The organism is Streptomyces sp. NPDC051561 (genome assembly GCF_044454195.1).
GTDB lineage: Bacteria > Actinomycetota > Actinomycetes > Streptomycetales > Streptomycetaceae > Streptomyces.
Window position 1 is genome coordinate 85,536 of sequence record NZ_JBITDM010000024.1, and the last position, 21,045, is coordinate 106,580.

14 protein-coding genes are annotated in these 21,045 nt (G+C 71.4%); 12 read left to right on the forward strand and 2 right to left on the reverse strand.

The window, feature by feature from the left end:
* Window positions 1-186 precede the first annotated feature (186 nt).
* Window positions 187-2,349: a RecQ family ATP-dependent DNA helicase gene (locus ACIA73_RS34990; protein WP_399442974.1), complete on the reverse strand. Its 2,163-nt coding sequence runs from the start codon at window positions 2,347-2,349 to the stop codon at window positions 187-189.
* A 113-nt stretch (window positions 2,350-2,462) separates the two neighbouring features.
* Between ACIA73_RS34990 and ACIA73_RS34995 the strand changes: the two genes are divergently transcribed.
* From ACIA73_RS34995 to ACIA73_RS35025, 7 genes are all read left to right on the forward strand, one after another.
* Entirely contained in the window at window positions 2,463-3,959 is a 1,497-nt protein-coding gene (locus ACIA73_RS34995; RefSeq protein ID WP_399442975.1) for a DUF4192 domain-containing protein, read from the forward strand.
* Window positions 3,960-4,312: 353 nt separating this feature from the next.
* Window positions 4,313-6,355, forward strand: coding sequence for a glycogen debranching N-terminal domain-containing protein (locus ACIA73_RS35000; RefSeq protein WP_399442976.1), 2,043 nt, complete (start codon window positions 4,313-4,315; stop codon window positions 6,353-6,355).
* Window positions 6,356-6,473: 118 nt separating this feature from the next.
* A complete protein-coding gene (locus ACIA73_RS35005; protein ID WP_399442977.1) occupies window positions 6,474-7,283 on the forward strand; it encodes an NUDIX hydrolase in 810 nt (269 codons plus the stop codon).
* A gap of 203 nt (window positions 7,284-7,486) precedes the next feature.
* Window positions 7,487-9,334, forward strand: coding sequence for an ATP-binding cassette domain-containing protein (locus tag ACIA73_RS35010; protein ID WP_399442978.1), 1,848 nt, complete (start codon window positions 7,487-7,489; stop codon window positions 9,332-9,334).
* Between the two features lie 160 nt (window positions 9,335-9,494).
* Window positions 9,495-10,382 (forward strand): FadR/GntR family transcriptional regulator, encoded by an 888-nt coding sequence (locus tag ACIA73_RS35015; RefSeq protein ID WP_399442979.1) that lies wholly within the window; start codon window positions 9,495-9,497, stop codon window positions 10,380-10,382.
* 337 nt (window positions 10,383-10,719) lie between these two features.
* Complete coding sequence (locus ACIA73_RS35020) at window positions 10,720-12,255, forward strand: RNA polymerase sigma factor (RefSeq protein ID WP_399442980.1); 1,536 nt, start codon at window positions 10,720-10,722, stop codon at window positions 12,253-12,255.
* A gap of 196 nt (window positions 12,256-12,451) precedes the next feature.
* Window positions 12,452-13,282 (forward strand): S1 family peptidase, encoded by an 831-nt coding sequence (locus tag ACIA73_RS35025; RefSeq protein WP_399442981.1) that lies wholly within the window; start codon window positions 12,452-12,454, stop codon window positions 13,280-13,282.
* Window positions 13,283-13,602: 320 nt separating this feature from the next.
* Here the strand turns inward: ACIA73_RS35025 and ACIA73_RS35030 are convergent, their stop codons facing one another.
* On the reverse strand, window positions 13,603-13,833 hold the full coding sequence (locus ACIA73_RS35030; protein WP_399442983.1) for a hypothetical protein: 231 nt from the start codon (window positions 13,831-13,833) through the stop codon (window positions 13,603-13,605).
* Window positions 13,834-14,313: 480 nt separating this feature from the next.
* Between ACIA73_RS35030 and ACIA73_RS35035 the strand changes: the two genes are divergently transcribed.
* The 5 genes from ACIA73_RS35035 to ACIA73_RS35055 all read left to right on the forward strand — a co-directional run bounded on the left by ACIA73_RS35035 (window position 14,314) and on the right by ACIA73_RS35055 (window position 21,037).
* A complete protein-coding gene (locus ACIA73_RS35035) occupies window positions 14,314-16,434 on the forward strand; it encodes a type IIA DNA topoisomerase subunit B (RefSeq protein WP_399442984.1) in 2,121 nt (706 codons plus the stop codon).
* Between the two features lie 224 nt (window positions 16,435-16,658).
* Window positions 16,659-18,041, forward strand: a complete 1,383-nt coding sequence (locus tag ACIA73_RS35040) for a sensor histidine kinase (protein ID WP_399442985.1) — start codon at window positions 16,659-16,661, stop codon at window positions 18,039-18,041.
* Window positions 18,038-18,763 carry a response regulator gene (locus ACIA73_RS35045; RefSeq protein ID WP_399442986.1) on the forward strand — a complete coding sequence of 242 codons (726 nt, stop codon included), beginning with the start codon at window positions 18,038-18,040 and terminating at the stop codon, window positions 18,761-18,763. The genes ACIA73_RS35040 and ACIA73_RS35045 overlap by 4 nt, the downstream gene beginning before the upstream one ends.
* Window positions 18,764-18,995: 232 nt before the next feature.
* Window positions 18,996-19,442: a DUF485 domain-containing protein gene (locus ACIA73_RS35050; RefSeq protein ID WP_399443003.1), complete on the forward strand. Its 447-nt coding sequence runs from the start codon at window positions 18,996-18,998 to the stop codon at window positions 19,440-19,442.
* The gene (locus tag ACIA73_RS35055; RefSeq protein ID WP_399442987.1) at window positions 19,439-21,037 is read left to right on the forward strand and encodes a cation acetate symporter; all 1,599 of its coding nucleotides are present in this window, start codon (window positions 19,439-19,441) and stop codon (window positions 21,035-21,037) included. Before ACIA73_RS35050 ends, ACIA73_RS35055 begins: the two co-directional genes overlap by 4 nt.
* The last annotated feature ends 8 nt before the right edge of the window (window positions 21,038-21,045 follow it).

Genomic DNA, 21,045 nt, shown 5'->3' on the forward strand with positions numbered 1-21,045 from the left:
TGCGGGCAAGGTCGAGTGGGGGCGCGCCACGGCACAGCCCTTGCGGACCACAGGAGCCGTGCGGGAGCGCTTCCAATTCTTCCTGGCGCGAGGGAATGCGGCAACGAGCAATTGAGGCGGCCGACCGGATTCTGTGGGTATGACACCGATATCTCTGCCCAGTCGGACCGCTCCCGATGCCTCTCGTCACCCCTGAACGGCGAGGACCAGCGGAAACACCCCTTCCGCTCCGGCCCGGCGCAGCAGCCGTGCCGCCATGGCGAGCGTCCACCCGGTGTCCGAGAGATCGTCCACCAGCAGCACCGGGCCCTCCGCCGCGGCCAGCGCCTGCGCCAACTGCGTCGGAACGGTCAGCACTTGGTGCAGGGAGCGGACCCGCTGGGCACTGTTGGCCTGCGGCAACGGCGCCCCTGCGGCCTCCGGGGCGTACTCCAGCGAACCGAGGAACGGCATCCGGCCCACCTCGGCGACCCGCGCCCCCAGCGAAGAGACCAGCTCCCGCCGCCGGAACGACGGGACGGTGACCACGCCCACCGGACGCGGCGGCGCTTCCTCCCCGCCGGACGCCCAACCGCCGGACCCCTTCGCCCAGTCGGCCAGCACGGTCACCACCGCCTGGAACACATCGTCCGGAACCGGGCCGTCCGCGGCCTGGGCGGCCAGCATCGGGCGTAGCCGGTTGCCCCAGCCGATGTCCGAGAGGCGGCCGAGCGCACGCCCCGGCAGGGCGATCTCGTCCTGCGGGATGCGCCCCTTCAGATCGATGCCCACCGCAGGCAGCCCGGTCGGCCACATCTTGCGCGGCTCCACCTCCACACCGGGGCGCCCGAGTTCACCACGGGCCGCGTCCAGTGATGTACCGGAGACCTCGCCGTCGAACCTCGGCCCCGCGCAGTTGTCGCACCGGCCGCACGGCGCGGCCTCCTCGTCGTCGAGCTGGCGGCGGAGGAACTCCATCCGGCAGCCCGTTGTCGACGCGTACTCCCGCATCGCCTGCTGCTCGGCGTCACGCTGCCTGGCCACCCATGCGTACCGCTCGGCGTCGTACACCCAGGGCTGTCCGGTGGAGGTCCAGCCGCCCTTCTCCCGGTGCACCGCGCCGTCCACGTCCAGGACCTTGAGCATCGCTTCGAGGCGGGTGCGCCGCAGGTCCACCATCGGTTCGAGGGCGGGCAGCGACAGCGGCTTCGACGACTGCGCGAGCGCGTCGAGGGTGCGCCGTACGAGCTCCTCGGGCGGGAAGGACACCGAGGCGAAGTACTTCCAGATCGCCTCGTCCTCCTTGCCGGGAAGCAGCAGTACCTCCGCGTGCTCCACCCCGCGCCCCGCGCGGCCCACCTGCTGGTAGTAGGCGATCGGGGACGACGGCGAGCCCAGGTGCACCACGAACCCGAGGTCGGGCTTGTCGAAGCCCATGCCGAGCGCGGAGGTGGCGACCAATGCCTTGACCCGGTTGCCCAGGAGGTCCTCCTCCGCCTGCATCCGGTCGGCGTTCTCGGTGCGTCCGGTGTACGAGGAGACTGTGTGCCCGCGACGGCGCAGATAGGTGGTGACCTCCTCGGCGGCCGCCACGGTCAGCGTGTAGATGATCCCCGAGCCCGGCAGGTCGTCGAGATGGTCGGCGAGCCACGCCAACCTGCTTGCCGCGTCCGGGAGCTGAAGGACGCTCAGGCTGAGGCTCTCCCGGTCCAGCGGGCCGCGCAGCACCAGCGCGTCCGTGCCGGCGCCCGTGCCGAGCTGCTCGGCGACATCGGCGGTCACCCGGGAGTTGGCCGTCGCGGTGGTGGCCAGTACCGGAACGCCCGGCGGCAACTCGGCCAGCATGGTGCGCAGCCGGCGGTAGTCGGGCCGGAAGTCGTGCCCCCAGTCGGAGATGCAGTGTGCCTCGTCGACCACGAGGAGGCCGGTCGCGGCGGACAGTTTGGGCAGGACGTTGTCGCGGAAGTCCGGGTTGTTCAGCCGCTCCGGCGAGACCAGCAGCACGTCGACCTCGCCCGCGGCCACCTCGGCCTGGACGGACTCCCACTCCTCCTGGTTGGACGAATTGATGGTGCGGGCGCGGATGCCGGCCCGCGCGGCGGCCTCCACCTGGTTGCGCATGAGGGCGAGCAGCGGGGAGACGATCACGGTCGGGCCGTTGCCCTGCGCCCGCAGCAGGGAGGTCGCCACGAAGTAGACGGCGGACTTGCCCCACCCGGTCCGCTGCACGACCAGCGCCCTGCGCTTGTCCGCGACGAGAGCCTCGATGGCCCGCCACTGGTCCTCGCGCAGCCGGGCCTCTCCGGTGGGGTCCCCGACGAGGCGGGACAGTACGGAGTCTGCTGATGCCCTGAGATCTGCGTTGGTCATGCCCCCATGCAACCCGATGGCACCGACAAAGCACCAAACGACTCCTCGCTTCCTGTGGACAACGTTATCCACAGGGGTGGCGGAGATCGCGGAAGCTGATGCACGGTAACGACATGAACACGAACAGTGAACAGCATGGGCCCGGCGACCTCACCGAAGCGACCGAAGAGCAGCAGATCACCCTGCGAGGCCCGGCCCAACTGGCCGACGCCCTGCCGTACTTGATGGGCTACTTCCCCAGTGACTCCGTGGTCATGGTCGCCCTGCACGGGCGCCGCGGCCGGTTCGGCGGACGGCTGCGACTCGGCATCCCGAAGTCCCCGCAGGAATGGGCCCCGGTGGCCGGCCAGCTCGCCGACTCGCTGGTGACCAACAGCGAGCGGCGCGGCGACCGCCCGGACGGCATCGTCGTCTTCCTCTGCCAGGACCCGCAGGACGGCGAGAGCGGCAGGCAGGTGATGGAGCGACTGCGCACCTTCGCCCAGCGGCTGCGCACCGCCTGCGGAGCCCTGGACGTCCCCGTTCTGGAGGCGCTGTGCATTTCGGGCGGCCGCTTCTGGTCCTACTGCTGCCCGGACGGCCGGTGCTGCCCGTCCGAAGGTACGGGGCTGGCACTGCCCGGGACGTCGGTGATGGCGGCGGCCGCGGCGTACGCGGGCATCCAAGTGCGCGGAACGCTGCGGGAGATGGAGGACCGGCTCACGCCCCGCCCGGGCGATCCGTCCCTGCTCCGGGAGCGGGTGCGGGCGATGGACACCGTGGGCGGCCGGGTGGTCCCGCGGATCCTGAGTGCCTCCGGCCGAGCCGAGGTCGCGCAGGAGACGCTCGACCTGGCCCACGTCCTGATCAAGCGGCTCTCGCTGGCACCGGCGCCCCGGGGCTCCTGGGCGGCGGCGGACATCGCCGACGACGAACTGGTCAGCGACGAGGAAGCGGCCACCGTCGTAATCGGCCTCCAGGACCGGGAGACCAGGGACCGCGCGGCGGAGTGGATGGAGGGCCCCGAGGCCGCGCCCGCGCTGCGGCTCTGGCGACTCCTCGCCAGGCGATGCGCCGGGCCGTACGACACCTATGCCGCGCCACCCCTGACCCTCGCGGGCTGGGTCGCCTGGTCCACGGGCGACGAACCGGAGGCCCGGGCCGCCCTGGGCCTCGCCCTGCGCACCGACCGCGAGTACACCTTCGCCCAACTCCTGCACCAGGCCTGCAACGAGGGCCTCGACCCCGAGCGGCTGCGTACCTGCCTGCGCAGGGACCGGGCCGCGCGCACCGGACGACCCGGCGCCGGAGTGGGCCGACCGGACCGGAACACGGCCCGGCGTCGCAGGGTGGCCGCGAGCAGCAGGGGCGGACGGGGCGGCCGGGCGCGGACCGTTCGCGAGGTGCGGGCCGCGGGACGAGGCGGGAGCGGGCGGCCGGCTCGTGGGGTGAGGCGGGGGAGGCCGACGGGTGGCCCCGCAGCAGGGGCGGCAGGGGGACGGGCGGCGGGAGTACGTCCGGCGGGAGTACGTCCGGCCGGAGTGCGCGGCGCTCAGGCGGCGACGCGAGAGGGAGTGCGGCGACGGGAGACGCCGCTCCGGGCCCGGCGTGGGGCGAGGAGCGGGCGATGAGGTGGAGAGCGGGTACGGGTGTTGGGGCAGTGGGGGCGAGTGAGGCGACCGGGCGGTCGGGGCGCGTGACACGACCCGTGTGGGGGTGGCCGGGGTGCGCGACACGGCGGGTGGTGGGGCAGCCGGGGCGTGCGACACGGCGGGTGGTGGGGCAGCCGGATCCAGCGGCAGCGAAGTGGCCGACGGCGCACCTGTCGTGGCCGGAAGTCCACCCTGCCTGCCCGGTGTCCGGTTTCCCCGGGCCTCACGGCCGTGACCCAGCCGCCCGCGCCGCCGTTCACCTGTGTGGCGGCACCGCGCGCACGGGACCGTCACATCCGTCGCCATCCTTCGGAGCGCAGAGAAGGCATCCCATGGCCATAACCGTCCCGCCGTCCTCCGCGGCCCGCGGCACTCCGTCGTCGCCCCGCCGCCCCGCACCGGCCACCGGCCACGCCCGGGGGAGTACCCCTGGAGGTGGCCCGCCCGCGGAACTGCCCGCCGTGCACACGATGCTCGTCTGCGTGGACCTGCCCTCGCTCGCCGTCTCGGCGGAGCACGGTCAACTCACGGGACGCGGACTCGAAGGCTTCTACCAGGCCGGCCGCCGACTGCTCTCGCGCTGTGTACTGCGGATCGCAGGACGTGAACCAGTCTCCGTACAGGGCAGGTTGACCGGCGCGGACCGGGCCAGGTTCATGGCCGTGGTCCGCACCCCCGGCGACGGAGGACCCGACCCGGCGGTCGCGGTCGAACGGGTCAGGACCGCCGACGGCGTCGAGCGCATCACTCTGCGCAACTCGGTACCCCGCCCGCTCCGGGTCCCGGTGGAGATCACCCTGGGCACCGACCTCGCGGACCTCGGATCCATCGGAGCGGGCCGCCCCGGACCCGAACTGCCCGCCAGCGTCCACGACTCCGGACTGCGCTGGTCCGCGGCGGGTGCCATGGCCGTGGTGACGGCCGACCCGCCGCCCGGGGACGCACTCGCCTCCGCCGGTTTGCTGCGCTGGGACATGGAGCTGCCGGCCGGTGGCTCCCGGACCATCGAACTGCGGGTCAGGACCGACCGGATGGTCCGCTCCGCGGGCCGGGCCGGAAGCTGCCCACTGCCCGAAGCGACCGCGGAGGGCGACGACCCGAGGGTGCGGGACCTGCTCCGTACCAGCGTCGACGACCTGCGCTCCCTGCTGATGCGCGACCCGGCCCACCCCGCGGACGTGTACCCGGCGGCCGGAGTTCCCTGGCGCTGCGGGCTCGCCCCGGCCGAGGCGCTCTGGGCGGTCAGGATGGCACTGCCGCTCGGCACCCGGCTGGCGGCTACCACACTGCGTACCCTCGCGCGCTCCCAGGCGGGCGGCAACGGCCAGATCCCCGGCCCCTTCAGGGACGCAGGCCCTCATCTGCCCCCGGGCTGCACCGGAGTGGAGGCGACCCTGGCCTTCCCCGCCGTGCTCGCCGAAGCCCGGCGTTGGGGACTGCCCGAGCAGGACCTCGCGGAACTGCTTCCCGCCGCCGAGCGCTGCCTCGACTGGCTGCGCATGGCCACGGACAGCGGGGTCTACCTCACGGATCCCGGCCCCGGCGGCCTGTGCCGGGCGGAGACTCAGGCCCACGCGCACCGCGCCGCCCTGCTCGGCGCAGATCTCCTGGACGCCTGCGGCCGGCCGGGCGGGGACGGCTGGCGCGAATGGGCGGCGGCCCTGCGCCGCGCGTTCCGCCAGGAATTCTGGATCGAGGACCGCGCAGGAGGACGGCCGGCAGCGGCCAGGACGCCCGACGGAAGGCTGGTACCCCACCTCGGCGCCGGTTCCGTGCACCTGCTGGACACCGGACTGCTCGGAGCGGGGGAACTCGCTCCCGGACTGCTGGGCAGGGTACAGACCGAGCAGTTGGCCAGGCTGCTCGGCGGCCCGTCCATGGACTCGGGCTGGGGGCTGCGTGGGCTCGGCGCCAAGGAGGCCGCCCACAATCCGTTCGGCCACCGCAGCGGCGCCGTGCGGGTCCACGAAACGGCCGTCGCGGTCTCCGGACTGGCAGCGGCGGGCTACGAGAAGGAGGCGGGATCGCTGCTGCGCGGACTGATCGACGCGGCGGCGGCCTTCGGGTACCGGCTGCCCGAGATGTACGCGGGGGAGCAGCGCACCGCCGACAGCCTCCCGCTGCCGCATCCGGCGGCATGCCGTCCGGCAGCGGTATCGGCCGCCGCCGGAATCCATCTGCTCTCCACTCTGGTGGGCATCCGTCCGGACGCCCCTGCGGGCACGGTCCGGCTGGCCCCGCTCTCCGGCGCCCCGCTCGGAGCCCTGCAGCTCTCCGGGCTGCGGGTCGCCTCCGAGGCCTTCGCCGCACGGGTCAGCAGGCTCGGGCTCGGCATGGTCGAGGAAGCCGCGGACGGGCTTCAGCTGGGTGTCTGACACGAGGCAGCACGACGGGGAGGACGGCGTGCGGAAGAGGGCGGCGGGAGAGAGAAGGAGGCACATGGGGAGCGCTGAGGGGACTGTTTATCGTCAGGAAGACGACTATGATCACGGCATGTCGCCCTACGATCCGTCGGCCTTCCCGCCCTTCGCCGTCACCGTGGATCTGGCGGTGCTCACCGTGCGCCGTCACGCGCTCTGCGCGCTGGTCGTACGGCGCGGAGAGTCCCCCTTCCAGGGGCGGTGGGCGCTGCCCGGTGGCTTCGTCCGCGCCGACGAGGACCTCGCGGGCGCCGCAGCCCGGGAACTCGCCGAGGAGACCGGGCTGGTCGCGGTGTCGGCGCCGACCGCACTGTCCGTGCCCACCGCGCACGCCACCACCGCCGCCGCCCTCGGTAACGGAGCTCACCTGGAGCAGCTCGCGACCTACGGCGACCCCGGGCGCGATCCCCGGATGCGGGTGGTCAGCGTGGCCCACCTCGCTCTCGCCCCGGACCTTCCCGCCCCCCGTGCGGGCGGCGACGCGAACAGCGCCCGCTGGGCCCCGGTGGAGGATCTGCTCGGCCACGACAACGGATTCGACGACGGCATCGGCAGGGAGGGCGAGCAGGCGTCACTCGCCTTCGATCATGCGCAGATCCTCGCGGACGGGGTGGAACGGGCCCGCTCGAAGATCGAGTACTCGTCACTCGCCACCGCTTTCTGCCCCCCGGAGTTCACCGTCGGCGAGCTGCGCCGGGTGTACGAGGCGGTGTGGGGCGTGGTCCTCGACCCGCGCAACTTCCACCGCAAGGTGACCGGCACCCCGGGCTTCCTCGTCCCCTCCGGCGGCACGACGACCCGTCAGGGCGGCCGTCCCGCACAGTTGTTCCGGGCGGGCGGTGCGAACGTACTCAATCCCCCCATGCTCCGCCCCGAGGTCTGACCCACGACGTCGATCGCGACCCCGGTATCGGGCCCGTCCCCGGCGAGGCCTGACACCCGCATTTCCTCTCGCTGCACAAAAAGTCTGAAATGTCGCGTTATGTTGCTGACGTACCCGTCCGGCCGCCGCGCGGTCCCCACCTTCCGCGAAAGAAGGCGGGAGAGGCGGGAGATGCGGGAGACGCAACAGACGCGAGGGAAGCGATGCTCCAGGCCATCGGACTCACCAGCACCGCCCGCCGGGGACGCCCGCCCGTCGTCGACGACCTGACCTTCGAGGCCAGGCCCGGCCAGGTCACCGCCCTCCTGGGCGCCCCGGGCTCCGGCCGGACCACGGCGTTGCGCCTGATGCTCTCCCTCGAACAGGGCCGTGGGGTCACCTACTTCAGAGGTCGTCCGCTCCCACGGATCGCCCACCCCGCCCGGGAGGTGGGCGCCCTCCTCGGCGACGTACCCGGCAACCCCTCCCGCACCGCACGCGGCCAGCTCCGGATGCTGTGCGCCGCGGCCGGGGTCCCCGTCACCCGCGCCGACGAACTCCTCGACGTCGTCGGCCTCACCGGACTAGGACGCCGGCGCCTCGGCTCGCTCTCCCTCGGCATGGACCGCAGGCTCGGCCTCGCCGCCGCCCTGCTGACCGACCCGCACACCCTGCTCCTCGACGAACCCGCCGCCGACCTCTCTCCCCGCGACACCGGCTGGCTGTTCGGACTCCTGCGCGCCCACGCCGCCCACGGTGGCACCGTGCTCTACACCACCGGCGACCCCAAGGAAGCCGCCCGCAACGCCGACCGCGTCGTCACCCTCGACGCGGGACGCCTCGTCGCAGACCAGGCAGCCGCCGACTTCGCCCGCACCCGGCTGCGCCCCCGTGTCGCCGTCCGCACCCCGCAGGCCCTCCGGCTCGGTGCCCTGCTCGGCAAGGAGGCCAGAGTGGGCCGCCGCTCCGTCGAGGTCGTACCGGAAGGCGGCAACCGCCTTTCCGTCTACGGCAGCAGCTGCGCCGTCATCGGCGACACCGCCTTCCGGCACGGCGTACCACTGCATCAACTCGCCGACGAGATTGGCGACATGGGTCCCCGGCCCGCCCCCGGACAACACACCGGAAGCCCCGCCGCCCCGGATCCCACCACCGGGCCCGAAGCGACACAGCCTGCACCACGCCACACCTCAACCCCACCCCATACTTCAACCCCACCCCACACCTCTGCACTATCCACCACTCCCGCACCACTCCACACTTCGGCCCCACCCCGCCCCCTCCGTAGCCCCCTCCGCCCCCTCCGGCCCTTCCGCCTCCTCCGGTACGAGCTGAGCCGTACGTTCGGCACCAGAACCACCTGGGCGGCGATCGCCACCGTCCTGGCCGTCTCAGCCGTTCTCGCCGCCCTCCTCGCACACCGCGGTGACACCCCCCTCCCCGCCGCGCTGGCCGGCTGGCCCGGTCTGCTCCCGCTGCCTCCGGCCGCCTTCGGGGCGGGGCTGCTCGGGGCGTACGCCTTCGGTGACGAGTTCCGCTACCCGGCGCTCTCGGTCTCCCGGGGTACCTCCCCCCGCAGACTCGGGCTCCTCCTCGCCAAGCTCACCGTCACCGGGGGCCTCGCCCTGGCCCTTGCCGCCACGACGGCAATTACCGACTTCCTGGTCCTGCGCTTCCTGTACGGCGTGGAGTTGGCGGATCTCGCGGGGGCAATGCCTGCGCAGGCGGCGAGTTGGGCCGCACTCTGCACGGGCTGCGCCTGGGCAGGGCTGCTCGGTGCGGGCGTCTTCCGGGTCACCGCCGCCGGACTGGCGGCGGTACTCGCCGTACCGGTCCTCGTCGCTCCGGCCGTTCAGCACCTGCTCACCGGACCGGCCGCGCGTTCGATCGCCGGATTTCCGCACAGGCTGCGGGAGCTGATGTGGCTGAGGCTGCCCGCCGACATCGACCAGTGGCTGCTCTCCGGCCTGCGGATCGTCGCCCAACCGGTCGGTGTCGCACTGATGTTGTCGCTCCCTGCACTCCTGTGCGCGTATCTGCTCATCGGGCTTCGCCGCAAGGCCCGTTGGTGACCGCAAGCTGATGTCCGGTTGCCAAACCGGCCACAACTCCCCGTGGAACGCCCATTTCCTGCCGATAAGGCGTCAATTGAAGAGTGGGCGGTGATCACCCTTTCGTGTGCTTTTCACCAAAGACCTCAAGGGGCAGGGAACTCCGGCCGACAACTGATCCGTGAGTACCCTTGCGCACACCATGATGACCGCCGCCCGCACCGTCGACTCAGGTCTTGCCGGGCCTGGCGAACTCGACCGCTACCCGTACGCGGAGACGTCCGCCCCCGACCGGACCGGCCCCCTCGGCTGGGACAGCCCGGAATCCGAACTGGGCCGGGTCGGCCGCCGCTCCGCCGGCAACCGCGGCCGCGGTTTGCACGGCCAACTCGTCCAGCAGCTCGGACAGATGATCGTCTCCGGCGATCTCGGCGCCGACCGCCCGCTCGTGCCCGAGGAGATCGGTCAGCGGTTCGAGGTCTCCCGCACCGTGGTCCGTGAATCCCTGCGCGTCCTGGAGGCCAAGGGCCTCGTCAGCGCCCGTCCCAATGTAGGTACCCGTGTCCGCCCGGTCAGTGACTGGAATCTGCTCGACCCCGACATCATCGAGTGGCGTGCCTTCGGTCCGCAGCGCGACGATCAGCGACGCGAACTCGCCGAACTTCGCTGGACGATCGAGCCGCTCACGGCCAGGCTCGCCGCCGGACACGGGCGCGAGGACGTACAGCAGCGCATCAACGACATGGTCGAGATCATGGGGCACGCGCTCGCCCAGGGCGACTCGCTCACTTTCTCCCGGGCCGATGCCGAATTCCACTCCCTGCTCATCCAGCTCGCGGGCAACCGCATGCTGGAGCACCTTTCCGGCATCGTTTCCTGCGCCCTTCAGGTGTCCGGCGGGCCGATCGTCGGCTGTGACCGCCCCACCGATGCCTCGCTGTCCCACCACGCACGGATCGCCGACGCCCTGGCCGCGGGCGACGGTTCGGGAGCGGAGTCGGCGATGCGTCAACTCCTCACCGTGCACCCCGAAGTGGAGCGCGTGGTTCCTGCGCCGCGCGAGCACTGACAGCGTATCGACCCGAAATCCCCGCCCTGTGCGGGCCGTTGCGCCCCGTGTCGCCGGACCTCTTGGGTTCGGCGACACGATTGCGGGCGCCCTCCCCTTCCGTGGCATTCGCCGCGAATCGCCTGTGACTCGGGCCACGAAGATTGGGCGTAACGCTCCCAGGTATCCCGCGATGACCTAAGAGGTGACAGCCGGAGGGAACGACAGGTGCCGCTCGCGGCGCTGCCCCGCTTTCGGTCTTCGCCCGGTCCGCCGGTGCATCCCCAGCCGGTGGTCGTCGGCTCAGGCCCTCGCGGGCGGGGTCGGACGCCATTTCCATCGTTCCGAGAGGTTGTTCGTGTCGGCCAGCACATTCCGTACGCTCCCGCCGGAGATCGCCGAGTCCGAGTGTGTGTTGGCGCTCATCGAGCGGGGGAAGGCTGATGGGCAGATCGCCGGCGACGACGTGCGTCGGGCATTCGATGCTGACCGGATTCCGCCGACCCAGTGGAAGAACGTCCTGCGCAGCCTCAATCAGATCCTTGAGGAAGAGGGTGTGACGCTGATGGTCACTGCCGCGGAGCCGCCGAAGCGCGCCCGCAAGAGCGTCGCGGCGAAGACCCCGGACAGGAGGGTCGTCGCCCGGACCGTGGCGGCAAGTGCCGCCGCTCCCAGGGCAGTTGCGGCCACTGCAGCCCCCGCGGCGGAGACCGTGGACGCGGCTCTCGACGAGAACGTACCCGCCAAGAAGACCGCCGCGCAGAAGGCGACGGCCAAGAAGGCCACTGCCAGGAAGACGACCGCGAAGAGGACGGCGGCGAAGAAGACCGCCGCGAAGAAGGACGAGACGGCCGGCGCAGAGGAGCCGACCGAGGAGACCCCGGCCAAGGCCGGCGAGGAGGAAGAGGGCACCGAGGGCAAGGGTTTCGTCCTCTCCGACGACGACGAGGACGACGCACCCGCGCAGCAGGTCGCCGTCGCCGGTGCCACCGCCGACCCGGTCAAGGACTACCTCAAGCAGATCGGCAAGGTCCCGCTGCTCAACGCCGAGCAGGAGGTCGAGCTCGCGAAGCGCATCGAGGCCGGTCTCTTCGCCGAGGACAAGCTGGCCAACTCCGACAAGCTCGCGCCGAAGCTCAAGCGCGAACTGGAGATGATCTCCCAGGACGGCGGGCGCGCCAAGAACCACCTCCTGGAGGCCAACCTCCGCCTGGTCGTCTCGCTGGCCAAGCGCTACACCGGCCGCGGCATGCTCTTCCTGGACCTCATCCAGGAGGGCAACCTGGGCCTGATCCGTGCGGTCGAGAAGTTCGACTACACCAAGGGCTACAAGTTCTCGACGTACGCGACCTGGTGGATCCGCCAGGCGATCACCCGCGCGATGGCCGACCAGGCGCGCACCATCCGCATCCCGGTGCACATGGTCGAGGTCATCAACAAGCTGGCCCGTGTGCAGCGCCAGATGCTCCAGGACCTGGGCCGCGAGCCCACCCCGGAGGAGCTGGCCAAGGAACTCGACATGACGCCCGAGAAGGTCGTCGAGGTCCAGAAGTACGGCCGCGAGCCGATCTCTCTGCACACCCCGCTCGGCGAGGACGGCGACAGCGAGTTCGGTGACCTCATCGAGGACTCGGAGGCTGTGGTTCCGGCCGACGCGGTCAGCTTCACGTTGCTCCAGGAGCAGCTGCACTCGGTGCTGGACACCCTCTCCGAGCGCGAGGCCGGTGTGGTCTCGATGCGCTTCGGCCTCACCGACGGCCAGCCCAAGACGCTGGACGAGATCGGCAAGGTCTACGGCGTGACGCGTGAGCGCATCCGCCAGATCGAGTCCAAGACCATGTCCAAGCTGCGCCACCCGTCGCGCTCGCAGGTCCTGCGCGACTATCTCGACTGATCATCCCGGTCGGCCCGAAGTGATCGGCCCGAAGTGATCGGCCCCGAGCGGGCCCGGTTCCTCCGGTACGAGTCCGACGCGTCCCGCACGTGTCGTACGGCGTCCGAGGGCCGGGCCCGCGGCATGCGAGGGTGCGGGGCGGTGGGGGCTGGATGACTCTGGGTGTGCGGAGTTCACCCCTGAGCCAGGAGGACGCATGCGTCGACCCACCAACCGATCACTGACCGGGGCTCTCGCCCTGACCGCTGCCGTGGCCGTGTCACCCCTGGCGGCGCCGGGGCCGGCAGCCGCCGACGACATCGTCATAGGGGGCCAGACGGTGCGGGCCTCGGACAGCCCCTGGGCGGTGGCCGTGTCCAGTCGTGACCGGTTCGGGGGTACGCGGGCGGGACAGTTCTGCGGGGGAGTGGTGGTGGCACCGACCAAAGTGGTGACGGCGGCCCACTGCCTCGGCCAGGACGTGCTCGGCGTACCGCTGGCCGAGGTGCACGATCTGAAGATCATCGCCGGGCGCGGGGAGCTGCGGGGCCAGGGTGGCCGGGAGATTGCGGTGCGCCGGACCTGGGTCAATCCCTCCTACGACCCGCAGTCCAACGCGGGCGACGTGGCCGTACTCACCCTCGCCGAGGCTCTGCCCAAGGACTACACGATCCGGATTGCGGCCGAGGGCTCGCTCGCCACCGAGCCCGGCACCGCCGCCGTGGTCTACGGCTGGGGCGACACCACTGGGGACGGCGCCTACGCGAACGCGCTGCGCGCCGCCCGGGTGCGGGTGCTGCCGGACGAGGCCTGCGCGAAGGCCTACCCCGGGAATCTGGACGGAACGTATCTGCCTGCCACCATGCTCTGCGCCGGTGACCCGGACGGCGGGCACGACGCGTGCCAGGGGGACAGCGGAGGGCCATTGGTGGCCCGGGGGCGGCTGATCGGGTTGGTGTCCTGGGGGAGCGGCTGCGGGGAGGCGGCGAGCCCCGGGGTGTACACCCGGATCCCGGCGCTGGCCGGGCTGATCGCCGAACAGAGCTGAACGGGACGGCCTGCGGCAGGCAGGTGCACGGCGGCCCCGGAGCGCATGGCGTTCCGGGGCCGCCGCACGTGCTGAGTGCACCCCCCTGCGGCGTGCGAGCGCTGCTGTGGCACCGGCGGAGGGGCGCCGGCGCCCGCGGGTTCGGGCGGGTGGCGTACGGCCGGTAGAAGCCCGTAGGCGGGTCCTCAGCGGGTTCTGTACGTCAGGGGCGGCGCTGTGCGTACGTACGAGAACGGGCGGCCCTCCCCGCACACCCGGGGAGGGCCGCCCGTCGACCGGTCAGGACCGGTCCTTGGCTCGTCGTGGACGCTCTGGTGGCGTCAGCGTTCGTCGTCCTCCGAGGACGAAGGCGTGACCGTCAGCCGGTCCGTCTCATCCTGTATTTCCGCGGCGATCTTCTTGAGCTCGGGCTCGAACTTGCGACCGTGGTGGGCGCAGAAGAGCAGTTCGCCGCCGCTGGCCAGGAGAACGCGCAGATATGCCTGGGCGCCGCAGCGGTCGCATCGGTCAGCGGCCGTCAGGGGGCTCGCGGGGGTCAGAACAGTAGTCACGTCGCCTCTTCTCTAGCTCGACGAGCTGTCGTACCAGGGTCAACATCCAACCAGGCCGAAAACGTTCCCGCTCGTGGCTTTTCTTTGAAAGTTCTTCCGAAGGTCGTCCGGAGTGGTTGTCTGTTGCCGGTTGGCGGCGAATGAGCCGTATTGCGTCGCTCTACGGTTTCGCGTTGCTGGCTTGTCTGTGGGCTGGCTTGTTCTCAGTGCGTGTTTGGGGGGTGCGTCCCGCCCGGCCGGATTGCCGGGTTGTTGAAGAGGACGTGCCCGGAGCCTAAATGGTTCATGCCCGGAAGGGAACGTGACATGTGTGTCACTCCATCGAGGGATCGAACATGTGTACGCGTCTGGACTAGCATGAGTTTTCCCGAGGGTGGCGTTACACCCGCTCTACCAGGCCCCGTTACCCTCTGAGCGGCGAACGACGCCGACCCCGTACCCCATCGGGGCCCATTTGAAATTCAGCGAGGAGCGAACCGCGTGACCGCCGATACGACCGTCCCGTCCACCGCACTGCTGAGCGGCGCGGACCGTGACGGTTCCAACTACACCGCGCGGCACCTGCTCGTCCTCGAAGGTCTTGAGGCGGTCCGCAAGCGACCTGGCATGTACATCGGGTCCACCGACAGCCGCGGCCTGATGCACTGCCTCTGGGAGATCATCGACAACTCGGTCGACGAGGCCCTCGGCGGCTACTGCGACCGCATCGACGTGATCCTCCACGAGGACGGCTCCGTCGAGGTCCAGGACAACGGCCGCGGCATCCCGGTCGATGTCGAGCCCAAGACCGGCCTGTCCGGCGTCGAGGTCGTGATGACCAAGCTGCACGCCGGCGGAAAGTTCGGCGGCGGCTCCTACGCGGCCTCCGGCGGCCTGCACGGCGTGGGCGCCTCCGTGGTGAACGCGCTCTCCGCCCGCCTCGACGTCGAGGTCGACCGCAACAGCGCCATCCACGCGATCAGCTTCCGGCGCGGTGTTCCGGGCATCTTCACCGAATCCGGCCCTGACGCCCCCTTCGACCCGGCAAACGGCCTGCTCAAGGGCAAGCGCGTGCCCAAGACCCGTACCGGAACGAGGGTCCGTTACTGGGCCGACCGGCAGATCTTCCTCAAGGACGCCAAGCTCTCCCTCGACCACCTCTACCAGCGCGCCCGCCAGACCGCGTTCCTGGTGCCGGGCCTGACCATCGTCGTGCGCGACGAGCGGGACCTGGAGGGCGTCGGCAAAAGCGAAGAGACGTTCCGCTTCGACGGCGGCATCAGCGAGTTCTGCGAGTACCTCGCGCAGGACAAGGCGATCAGCGACACCAAGCGGCTCACCGGGCAGGGCACCTTCAAGGAGACCGTCCCGGTCCTCGACGAGCGCGGCCACATGACGCCCACCGAGGTCACCCGCGAGCTGGCCGTGGACATCGCGCTGCGCTGGGGCACCGGCTACGACTCCACGGTCAAGTCCTTCGTCAACATCATCGCCACCCCCAAGGGCGGCACCCACGTCTCCGGCTTCGAGCGCTCCCTCACCAAGACGGTGAACGAAGCGCTCCGCTCCGCCAAGGTGCTGCGCGTCGCCGAGGACGACGTCGTCAAGGACGACGCCATGGAGGGCCTCACGGCGGTGGTCACGGTGCGTCTGGCCGAGCCGCAGTTCGAGGGCCAGACCAAGGAGGTCCTCGGTACCTCGGCCGCCAACCGGATCGTCGCCAACGTGGTCGCCAAGGAGCTCAAGGCGTTCCTGACCTCCACCAAGCGCGACGACAAGGCGCAGGCGCGCTCGGTGATGGAGAAGATCGTCGCCGCCGCGCGCACCCGTATCGCCGCCCGCCAGCACAAGGACGCACAGCGCCGTAAGACCGCGCTCGAATCCTCCTCGCTGCCGGCCAAGCTGGCCGACTGCCGCAGCGACGACGTGGAGCGCAGCGAGCTCTTCATCGTCGAGGGGGACTCCGCGCTCGGTACGGCCAAGCTCGCCCGGAACTCCGAGTTCCAGGCACTGCTGCCGATCCGGGGCAAGATCCTCAACGTTCAGAAGGCATCCGTCTCGGACATGCTCAAGAACGCCGAGTGCGGCGCGATCATCCAGGTCATAGGGGCAGGGTCCGGCCGGACCTTCGACATCGACGCGGCGAGGTACGGCAAGATCGTCCTCCTCGTGGACGCCGATGTCGACGGCGCGCACATCCGCATCCTGCTGCTCACGCTCTTCCAGCGGTACATGCGGCCGATGGTCGAGGCGGGACGGGTCTTCGCGGCCGTACCGCCGCTGCACCGGATCGAGCTGGTCCAGCCCAAGAAGGGCCAGGACAAGTACGTCTACACGTACTCGGACAACGAACTGCGCCAGACCCTGCTGGAGTTCCAGCGCAAGAACGTCCGGTACAAGGACGACATCCAGCGCTACAAGGGCCTCGGCGAGATGGACGCGGACCAGCTGGCGGAGACCACGCTGGACCCGCGCTTCCGGACGCTGCGGCGGATCAACATCGGGGACCTGGAGTCCGCCGAGGGGGTCTTCGACCTGCTGATGGGCAACGAGGTGGCACCCCGCAAGGAGTTCATCACCAGTGCGGCGGCCACGCTGGACAGGTCGCGGATCGACGCCTGATCCCGGGATTTCCGATCCGGTACGGGGCCGGGCGCACGATAGGGACCGTGTGCCCGGCCCCGCGGCGTGCGAGCGGGCGCAGAGCTTGTGCCTCGGAGTCGGTGTCTTGGAGCCGGGATCTCGGAGCCGCTATCTCGGAGGCGGTGTCTCAACCCCTGGGTGGAGCGAAAAGCTCCACCCGTGCTCCGATCCGCTGCGGTTGCCGGATCCGTAGTGTCGGCGGCATGGAATCGCAGACGGAGCAGTCGAGCGGCGGATTCACCGCCTGGCCTCCCCGGGAGGCGCTGTCGCGGATCGGGGTCCCCCGGGTGCGGATGGGCATCGACTTCGTCATGTGGATGGGGCTCGGCTTCTGGATCCTCTGGGAGGCCTACGACTCTGGGGCGTTCACCGCGGCGGCCGTAGTGGTGCCGCCGCTCGCGCTGGCCTCCGCGATCGGGGCCGCCCAGCTGTACGACCGGTTCACTCTGCGGCACCGTCTGCTGCCCGCGCTCGGAGTGCTCGGTGCGGTGACCCTGCTGGCCGTGGGGTCCTACGAGGTGAAGGCAGCCACCGCCGGCGCCATCCTGCTGATCGTGTGCGCGGTGCAGGCCATGCAGCGGCTTCCGCTGGTGGTCGGTCTCCCGGCGAGCGGGGCGGTGATGGGGGTGCACGCGCTGATGAGCGAGGTGAGCGTCCGGGAGATGGCCGTCGTGGGCTTCGGAGTCGTGAGTATCGGGTACATGCTGCGGCTCGACGCCCAGGCCAGGGGCTCCGGGTTCCTGCTCCTGGCGCAGGAGCGGGCCGCCCGGGTGGCCGAGGCCGAGTCCGCCGCCCTGGCCGAACGGGCCAGGATCGCCCGAGAGATGCACGACGTCCTCGCCCACAGCCTCTCGGCCCAGATGGTTCATCTGGAGGCGGCCCGCCTGCTGGTCGAACGGGAGCCCCAGGGGCCGTTCCGCGACGCGGTACTGGAACGGGTGGTTGCCGCCCGCACGATGGCCCGCGAGGGGCTCGCAGAAACGCGCCAGGCGCTCTCCGCGCTGCGCGGTGACATGGCGCCCGTCGGGGACTACCTGCGGGAACTGGCGGCCCTCGACCGGGGCGACGTCCAGATCTCCGGTACGCCCCGGAAGCTGACCGGGGACGCCTCGCAGGCCCTGCGCAGGGTGGCCCAGGAGGCCCTCACCAACGTCCGCAAGCACGCACCCGGTGCCGCTCCACGGATCGTGCTGGAGTATCTGCCGGACGAGGTGGCCCTGGAGATACGGGACTCGGGCCGGCCGGGCGCGCCGGGCAGCGCGCCCGGGGTGGACCGGGAGCCGACGGACCGGGAGCCGACGGACCGGGAGCCGACGGACCGTGAGCCGGCGGACCGGGAGCCGGCGGACCAGGAGCCGGCGGACCGGGGGTCGACATGCCGGAAGCCGGGGGCAGCTGCGCGGGGAACGGGCCGAGGGGATGCCGGGTCCGGGTCCGGGAGGGCGGACGCGCGGCGGGAGTTGGCCGCGACCGGCTGTGGGTACGGTCTGCTCGGGATGCGGGAGCGGGCTGAACTACTCGGGGGCACGCTGGAAGCAGGACCGGAGGGGAAGGGGTTCGTGGTGCGACTGCGGATGCCGGTATGAGCGGTGACGGGACGCGGAGGGAGCAAGGGGGCGGCGTGATCCGGGTGTTGGTCGTCGATGACCAGGCGATGGTGCGTGAGGGGATTGTGCTGCTGCTGGGGCTGCTGCCCGGGATCGAGGTGGTCGGGGCGGCGGGGGACGGGGAGGCGGCGGTGGAGCTGGTGGGCACGCACGCACCGGACGTGGTGCTGATGGACCTGCGGATGCCCCGTTGCGACGGGGTGGAGGCGACCCGGAGGATCCGGGCCGGGCATCCTGCGACGCAGGTCGTGGTGCTCACCACCTACGCCGACGACGAGTGGCTGTTCTCGGCGCTGCGGGCGGGGGCCCGCGGGTACCTCACCAAGGACGCGGGCGGTGCGGAGATCCTGCGGGCGGTGAAGGACGTGATGTCGGGGCAGGCGGGGCTGTCGCCCGGCGTGCAGCGCCGACTCCTTGAGCAGGTCACCGCCCCCGAGCCGGAACCGGAGGGGCCGGGAGAGCTGCCCGACGGTCTTACCCCGCGCGAGGCCGAGGTGCTGGTGCTGATCGCCGAAGGGATGGCCAACGCGGAGATCGCGCAGAGGCTGCACATCGGCCCCGCCACCGTGAAGACGCACATCAACAACCTCTTCGGCAAGACCGGAATCCGGGACCGGGCACAGGCGGTGCGGTACGCCTACCGCGAGGGCCTGGCCCGGCCGCCCAGGTCCGGAGCACCGGGGGTGCGGGGCACGGGCTAGGAGCCGTCGGGCGAGAAGTCGGGCGAGAAGGGGAGCGGGGGCGACAGGCAGGGCCGGGGACTGTGCCGGGCGGGCATGCCTTGGATGGCGGTGTCACCTAATGGGGTGAAGAGAGGGGATTGCCGAGCCGAGGATCTTTCCGGTCTGCCCATCCTGGGGCGCGCGGACCAATCCGGCCGCGGACAAGGAGAGTTGTTCGGTGGACAAGCACGAAGGGCGCGATGCCGCAGCGATGCGGTTCGACGACCCGTGGTACGACGCGCTCGCCTCCGGGTGGGGCGAGCTGGACGGCACGGGCGGCGCCCCGGCGCACCCGGTGCCGCCCGCGCGCACCGCCCCGGAGCGTGAGCACAGCGCGGCCGACATCTACCTGGAAGTGCAGCGCAGTGCGGCATTCCGGCAGGTGCGCAGCCGCTACCGGCGGTTCGTCCTCCCCGCGACCCTCGGCTTCCTCGCCTGGTACCTCGCCTACGTCGTCGCCGCGACCACCGCACCGGGGCTGATGGCCCGCCCGGTGGCCGGTGCGGTCAACGTGGCCATGGTCGCCGGGCTCGGCCAGTTCCTCTCCACCTTCCTGCTGACCTGGGCGTACGCCCGGCACGCACGGCTGCGCCGGGACCGGGCCGCACTCGAACTGCGCTGGGACACACAGGAGTTGACCAGGGGGTTCGGCCGGTGAACCACGGTCACCAGACCCTTGCCCTGCTGCTCTTCAGCGCGTTCGTCGCGACCACCCTGGCGATCACCACCTGGGTGAGCCGCAACCGGCACGGCTCGGCGGAGGAGTTCTATGTCGGCGGCCGCCTGTTCTCCCCCATGGAGAACGGTTTCGCCATCGCCGGCGACTACATGTCCGCCGCCTCCTTCCTCGGCATCTCCGGATTGATCGCCCTCTTCGGCTACGACGGCATGCTGTACTCCGTCGGCTTCCTGGTGGCCTGGCTCCTGGTGCTGTTCCTGGTCGCCGAACTGGTCCGCAACTGCGGGCGGTTCACCCTCGCCGACGTCATCGCCGCCCGGATGCGCGAACGGCCGGTTCGGATCGCGGCGGGGACCTCCTCCGTCACCGTGTCGGTTCTCTACCTCGTCGCCCAGATGGTCGGCGCCGGCTCGCTGGTCGGGCTGCTGCTCGGCGGCAGCAGCGGGGCAGCACAGACCTGGACGGTCATCGGTGTCGGCGCACTGATGGTGATCTATGTGACGCTCGGCGGGATGCGGGCCACCACCTGGATCCAGATCGTCAAGGCCGTGCTGCTGATGGCCGGTGCGCTCACCCTGAGCGTGCTCGTACTGGTGCGATTCCAGGGCGACTTCAACCAGTTGCTGACCACCGCCGCCGACCGCAGCGGGCACGGCAAGGACTTCCTCGCACCCGGCCTCAAGTACGGCGGGAACTGGACCGCCCGGCTCGACTTCATCAGTCTGGGCCTCGCCCTGGTCCTCGGCACGGCCGGGCTGCCGCACATCCTCTCCCGCTTCTACACCGTGCCCACCGCCCGCGCCGCCCGCCGGTCCGTCGTCTGGGCGATCGGCCTGATCGGCAGCTTCTATCTGATGACCATCGTGCTGGGCTTCGGTGCCGCGGCCATCCTCGGCTCCGACCGGGTCCGGGCGTCGAACGCGGCGGGGAACACGGCGGTGCCGCTTCTTTCCCTGGACCTGGGCGGCGGTGACGGTTCCGCAGGCGGAACGGTTCTCTTCGCGGTGGTCGCCGCCATCGCCTTCGCGACCATCCTCGCCGTCGTCGCCGGTATCACCCTGGCCTCCTCGGCCTCCGTCGCCCACGACCTCTACGCCTCGCTGCGCAGCCGCAGCAAGCGCGCCAAGCAGTACAGCGAGGTCGCGGTCGCCCGGGTCGCCGCGGGCGGCATCGGGGTGGTGGCCATCGCGCTGGGCCTGCTCGCCCGCGACCTGAACGTGGCCTTCCTGGTCGGTCTCGCCTTCGCGGTCGCCGCCTCGGCCAACCTCCCCGTGCTGCTCTACTCCCTCTTCTGGCGCGGCTTCACCACCCGGGGCGCGGTCTGGTCGGTGTACGGGGGACTGGTCCCGGCCGTCCTTCTGGTGATCGTCTCCCCGGTCGTCTCGGGCAGCCCCGAGTCGCTGTTCCCCGGCGCCGACTTCCAGTTCTTCCCGCTTCAGAACCCCGGCCTGCTCTCGATCCCGCTGGGCTTCCTCGCGGGCTGGCTGGGCACCGTCACCTCGTCCGAGCCGCCGGACGAGGCCAAGCACGCGGAGACCGAGGTCCGTTCCCTCACCGGGGCAGGAGCCGCCTGAGCACGGTG